General features: G+C 54.0%; 5 protein-coding genes. All 5 read left to right on the top strand.

Annotation, left to right across the window (positions count from 1 at the left end; all coding sequences use genetic code 11):
• Positions 1-314 precede the first annotated feature (314 nt).
• On the top strand, positions 315-1,502 hold the full coding sequence (locus tag H0247_RS13935; RefSeq protein WP_180743081.1) for a sugar transporter: 1,188 nt from the start codon (positions 315-317) through the stop codon (positions 1,500-1,502).
• Positions 1,503-1,545: 43 nt separating this feature from the next.
• A complete protein-coding gene (gene fieF, locus H0247_RS13940; RefSeq protein WP_180743082.1) occupies positions 1,546-2,448 on the top strand; it encodes a CDF family cation-efflux transporter FieF in 903 nt (300 codons plus the stop codon).
• A gap of 205 nt (positions 2,449-2,653) precedes the next feature.
• Positions 2,654-3,616, top strand: a complete 963-nt coding sequence (gene pfkA, locus H0247_RS13945) for a 6-phosphofructokinase (protein ID WP_180743072.1) — start codon at positions 2,654-2,656, stop codon at positions 3,614-3,616.
• A 280-nt stretch (positions 3,617-3,896) separates the two neighbouring features.
• Entirely contained in the window at positions 3,897-4,781 is an 885-nt protein-coding gene (gene aguB, locus H0247_RS13950; RefSeq protein WP_180743073.1) for an N-carbamoylputrescine amidase, read from the top strand.
• A 3-nt stretch (positions 4,782-4,784) separates the two neighbouring features.
• Positions 4,785-5,888, top strand: coding sequence for an agmatine deiminase (aguA, locus tag H0247_RS13955; protein WP_180743074.1), 1,104 nt, complete (start codon positions 4,785-4,787; stop codon positions 5,886-5,888).
• The last annotated feature ends 112 nt before the right edge of the window (positions 5,889-6,000 follow it).

A 6,000-nucleotide genomic window follows, 5' to 3' on the forward strand; every position in this document is an offset into this window, starting at 1 on the left:
GCGAAATCTCTTGATGCAATCCATGCTTTCCGATAGAGAGCAGGATAAAAGCTGAGTAAGAAAAGCACGAAAAAAGACAGCGTAAGGGAGCGGTAAAGCGTAGAATATGAGCACCAAAAATGATGCTCATGAATGTTCCCTTACCTGTCTTCAGGCTTTTGGCTGACATCCTCATAAAAGCACGCTGAAACACCCTTGGCCGCTCGCCGATTACACGGCGATGTCATACTTTCCCTGTACCATTGCTCCATCGCGTTAGCCTCTGCCACGACAGGGGGGCGCATTCTTTTATGTTAACTTTTGATATCAATACCATGACCCGTTCTTCCCGTTCGACCGCCTGGTTACGCGTCGTCAGCCTTTCTCTGGCGGCCTTCATTTTTAACACCGCTGAATTTGCCCCTGTTGCGTTACTGTCAGACATTGCCGCCAGCTTTTCCATGAGCGCCGCGCAGGTCGGGCTGATCATTACGATCTATGCCTGGGTGGTCGGACTGATGTCGTTGCCCTGCATGCTACTGTCCAGTGATATGGAACGACGCAGCCTGCTGATCAAAATCTTTATCCTGTTTGTCGTCAGCAATGTGTTGTCTGGTCTGGCCTGGAATTATTGGGTGCTGGTCATTGCCCGTATCGGTGTGGCGCTGGCTCATGCGGTGTTCTGGTCAATTACGGCATCGCTGGTGGTACGGTTGGCGCCTGCGGACAAAAAGGCGCAGGCATTAAGTTTGCTGGCGACCGGCACGGCGTTGGCACTGGTGCTGGGGTTACCGCTGGGGCGTGTGGTCGGGCAGTATTTGGGCTGGCGTGTAACGTTTGTTCTGATTGGCCTGATTGCTGCGGGGATTATGCTGGGTCTGATGAAACTGCTGCCTGTGTTGCCGAGCAGCAATTCCGGTTCATTGAAGAGTTTGCCTCTTCTGCTGAAACGTCCGGCGCTGCTGTGCGTGTACGGCCTGACAGTGATGATCGTGACGGCGCATTTTACCGCTTACAGTTATATTGAACCGTTTATCCAGAAAGTGGCGTTGTTGAGTGAAAATTTCACCACTATCTTGCTGTTGATTTTTGGTGGTGCCGGCATCATTGGCAGCATGCTATTTAGCCGTTACAGCAGTAAATATCCGGCGGGGTTCCTGATTGTTTCCTTCGCGTTTTTAGCGGTGTGTTTGCTGCTATTGCTGCCGTTGTCATTCAGCGGCTGGAGCCTGTCGACGCTGTGCATCGTCTGGGGCATTGCCATTATGGCACTGAGCCTGGGGATGCAGGTCAAAGTGCTGACGCTGGCATCGGATGCGACCGACGTGGCAATGGCGCTCTATTCGGGGATTTATAACATTGGGATCGGCGGCGGTGCGCTGCTGGGCAATCAGGTTATTATCCATTTGGGCCTGCCTGACATCGGTTTCATCGGTGCGGCGATGGCGATGTTGGCGACGGCATGCTGTATTTTTACGTTTGTTCGCTATTCCCGTGTGTTAAAAACGTCATTAACGAGCTGAACGTGGGTAACAACCCAGGCGATTGGTTTTCTGTGAGGGCATGATGAATCCACACTATGCGCGTCTGGTGACGCTGGCAGCAGTGAGCGCAACCGCCGTGGCGCTGGTGCTGTTTATAATGAAAGTGTTTGCCTGGTGGCACACTGGTTCGGTGAGCCTGCTGGCATCGCTGGTTGATTCGCTGGTGGACATCGCCGCGTCGCTGGTGAATCTGTTGGTGGTGCGCTATTCGTTGCAGCCAGCGGATACCGAACATGCGTTTGGCCACGGCAAGGCGGAATCGCTGGCGGCGCTGGCGCAGAGCATGTTTATCTCCGGTTCGGCGCTGTTCCTGATTCTGACGGGGCTACAACACTCGCTGGAACCGCAGGCGCTACACGCGCCAGAAGTGGGCGTGTGGGTGACGCTCATTGCGTTAGTAGCCACGCTGCTGCTGGTATCGTTCCAGCGTTGGGTCGTGAAGCGTACGCACAGTCAGGCGGTACGGGCGGATATGCTGCATTATCAGTCCGACCTGTTGATGAATGGCGCGATTCTGGTGGCGTTGGCGCTCAGTTGGAAAGGTATTACGCGCGCCGACTCGCTGTTTGCTCTGGGTATCGGCGGCTATATTTTATATAGCGCGTTGCGCATGGGATATGACGCTGTACAGTCTCTGCTGGATCGGGCGTTACCGGATGACGAGCATAGTGCGATTGCTGAGGTTATCGTGAACTGGCCGGGGATTCGCGGCGCTCATGCGTTGCGTACCCGACGTTCCGGCCCAACGCGCTTTATTCAACTGCATCTGGAAATGGATGATGCCCTGCCGCTGGTTCAGGCTCATCAAATTGCAGATGAACTGGAGCAGGCATTACGTAAACAGTTTCCGGGTGCTGATATTATTATCCATCAGGATCCGATTTCCGTCGTGCCGGAAAATCAGCGTGGCAGGTTGGCGATATAGTCGGCCATGTTTCGCATTTTATGTTAAAAACGTGATAGGCCATGAAAATTTATGCACAATTTAGCCTGACCTGAATCAATTCAGCTTCGGGTGTTTGTTATAATATGCTAATAAAAGAATAAGGCGTTGCTGCCTGTTTCACGGCAGCGGTGAATTTACGATAGAAGAATCCTGCAAAATTACATCTACAAGTCCAGAGGTTGTCATGATTAGAAGAATCGGCGTGTTGACGAGCGGTGGCGATGCACCAGGTATGAATGCGGCAATCCGTGGTGTGGTTCGTTCTGCACTCACAGAAGGGTTGGAAGTTTACGGCATTTATGATGGCTATCAGGGCTTGTATGAAGATCGCATGGAGCAATTGGATCGCTACAGCGTATCGGATGTGATTAACCGTGGCGGTACGTTTCTGGGATCCGCGCGTTTCCCACAGTTTCGTGATGAAGCGGTACGTCAGGTTTGCGTAGAAAATATGAAAAGACGCGGTCTGGATGCGCTGGTGGTTATCGGCGGTGACGGTTCCTATATGGGGGCGAAACGTCTGACCGAAATGGGTTTCCCTTGTATCGGCTTACCGGGCACGATCGATAACGACGTGGCGGGTACGGACTACACTATCGGCTACTTTACCGCGTTGGAAACCGTGCTGGAAGCGATTGACCGCCTGCGCGACACCTCCTCTTCCCACCAGCGTATTTCTATTGTGGAAGTGATGGGGCGCCACTGTGGTGACCTGACGCTGGCGGCGGCGATTGCCGGTGGTTGTGAATTCATCGTTCTGCCGGAAGTGCCGTTCAGCCCCGAAGATCTGGTCTGCGAAATCAAAGCAGGTATTGAGAAAGGCAAGAAACACGCGATTGTGGCGATCACCGAACTGGTGTGCGACGTCGACGAACTGGCGAAATACATTGAAAAAGAAACGGGGCGCGAAACCCGTGCGACCGTGCTCGGCCACATTCAGCGCGGTGGTTCACCAGTGGCGTATGACCGTATTCTGGCTTCGCGTATGGGCGCTTATTCTATCGAACTGTTGCAGCAGGGCTACGGCGGCCGCTGTGTCGGTATCCAGAATGAAAAAATGGTGCACCACGACATCATCGACGCCATTGAGAACATGAAACGTCCTTTCAAAGGCGACTGGCTGGATACAGCGAAAAAACTGTTCTAACCCTATCGTTCTTTGGCCTATAGAAGTGCTATCAATCCCGCTGTTAAGGCGGGATTTTTTATGATTCTCGTTAGGTGATTAACTGGCATAATGCGCCTGTCATTTTCGGTCAAGACCTTAACAGGATATTCCTATTGGGCATGCGCAGGTGTGTTGGCCTACACTCGTTAAGGCCGCGCGGGTTAGCGTCGATGCATAATCGTGACCGAGAGAAACACTTATTGCCGATACTCGCCGGTGAAAAAGGGCGGGTATACATAGAGATTATTGAGGTTTTCGCATGAAAAAAGTTACCGTTGCCGCAACACAAATGGCGTGTTCCTGGGATCTGCCTAAGAACATTGAAAACGCCGAAAAACTGGTGCGACAAGCGCATGCAAAAGGTGCGCAGGTTATCCTGATTCAGGAACTGTTTGCCGCACCGTATTTCTGTATCGATCAAAGCCCAGAGCACTATGCGCTGGCGCAGGAGCTGGAAACCAGCCCGCTAATTAAGCATTTTTCCGCACTGGCGGCGGAACTGAACGTCGTGCTGCCGTTGAGCTTCTTTGAACGCGCCAATAACGCCTATTACAACTCGCTGGTGATGATTGATGCGGACGGCACCGTGCTGGACGTTTATCGTAAAACGCATATTCCGAACGGCCCGGCGTATCAGGAGAAGCAATTCTTCATTCCGGGCGACACCGGCTTTAAAGTCTGGCAGACACGCTACGCAAAAATCGGCGTGGGTATTTGTTGGGATCAGTGGTTCCCAGAAACCGCACGCAGCCTGGCGTTGCAGGGTGCCGAGCTGATTTTCTATCCGACTGCGATTGGTTCCGAACCGGCTTACCCAGACATCGACAGCCAGCCGCACTGGACTCGCGTTCAGCAAGGTCACGCCGCCGCGAATCTGGTGCCCGTGATTGCCTCCAACCGTATCGGTACGGAAGCCAGCAAATACATCGACGGTCTGGAAATGACGTTCTACGGTTCGTCTTTCATTGCCGATCAAACCGGTGCACTGGTGGCACAGGCCAATAAGACGGACGAAGCGATTCTAGTGCATGAGTTTGATTTAGACGCCATTGCTGCACAGCGTGCGTCATGGGGACTGTTCCGTGACCGTCGCCCGGACATGTACGGCATGATCGCCACTTCTGACGGCAAGACCTGGAGATAAGTCATGTCACAGCCAGCTACTCCTCATCTCACCACGCCACGTCAGGATGGGTTTGCGATGCCCGCCGAATGGGCAGCGCATGATGCCGTGTGGATGATTTGGCCGTATCGTACCGACAACTGGCGTGAACAGGGCGTTCCGGCGCAGAAAACGTTCGCGCGCGTGGCGGAAGCCATCGCCCAGAAAACACCGGTTATCATGGGCGTGCCTGCACGCTACATGGCGGATGCGCAACAAGTGATGCCGGTGAGCGTCACGCTGGTGGAAATGGAAAGCGACGACGCCTGGATGCGCGACACTGGCCCGACCATTGTGCTGAATGCGGCGGGGGAACGTCGGGGTATCGACTGGCAGTTCAACGCTTGGGGCGGCGAGCTGGGCGGTCTGTATGAGGACTGGCGTCAGGATGAGAACGTCGCGGCACAGGTGCTGGACTATCATCAGGCTGCACGCTATGCCGCGCCGCTGATTCTGGAAGGCGGCTCGATCCATGTCGATGGTGAAGGTACTTTGCTGACCACGGCGGAGTGCCTGCTCAATCCGAATCGCAACCCGCACCTGAGCAAAGCGGAAATCGAGCAGTTGATGCGTGATTACCTCAGCATTTCGACGATTATCTGGCTGGAAGAGGGCGTGTACAACGACGAAACTGACGGCCATATCGATAACATGTGCTGTTTCGTGCGCCCCGGTGAAGTCGCACTGCACTGGACGGATGATGAAAACGATCCGCAGTACGCTCGCTCTGTTGCGGCCTATGACGTGCTGTCTGCGGCGCGGGATGCGCAAGGCCGTGAGCTGAAAATCTGGAAATTGCCTGCCCCCGGTCCGCTATATGCAACCAAAGAGGAAGCGCAGGGCGTGGACAGCGGTGATGCGGTTGAGCGCCTTGCCGGTTCGCGTCTGGCGGGTTCTTATGTGAATTTCCTGATCAGCAACCAGCAAATCATTTTCCCGCTGCTGGATGAGAAGACGGATGACGTTGCACGCGATCTGCTGCAACAGATGTTCCCTGGCTACGTGATTAGCGGCGTGCCTGCGCGGGAAATCCTGCTGGGCGGGGGAAATATTCACTGCATTACGCAGCAAATCCCTGCGGCGAAGTAAGCGTTGCGCCGTTAGCAGATTGCTGAAAAGAAGAGGGCGAGTATTTTGCTCGCCACAAAAAAGTCGGTTGGCGCAACAGCGCGAACCGGCTTTTTAATTGTCAGCCTTAAAC

The organism is Pectobacterium sp. CFBP8739, assembly GCF_013449375.1.
In the GTDB taxonomy this organism is placed as follows: domain Bacteria; phylum Pseudomonadota; class Gammaproteobacteria; order Enterobacterales; family Enterobacteriaceae; genus Pectobacterium.

What these genes read in the sequence shown, in the direction of transcription:
- aguA (WP_180743074.1), top strand. Translation starts at nt 4,785, where the DNA reads ATGTCACAGCCAGCTACTCCTCATCTCACCACGCCACGTCAGGATGGG.
- pfkA (WP_180743072.1), top strand. Translation starts at nt 2,654, where the DNA reads ATGATTAGAAGAATCGGCGTGTTGACGAGCGGTGGCGATGCACCAGGT.
- fieF (WP_180743082.1), top strand. Translation starts at nt 1,546, where the DNA reads ATGAATCCACACTATGCGCGTCTGGTGACGCTGGCAGCAGTGAGCGCA.
- H0247_RS13935 (WP_180743081.1), top strand. Translation starts at nt 315, where the DNA reads ATGACCCGTTCTTCCCGTTCGACCGCCTGGTTACGCGTCGTCAGCCTT.
- aguB (WP_180743073.1), top strand. Translation starts at nt 3,897, where the DNA reads ATGAAAAAAGTTACCGTTGCCGCAACACAAATGGCGTGTTCCTGGGAT.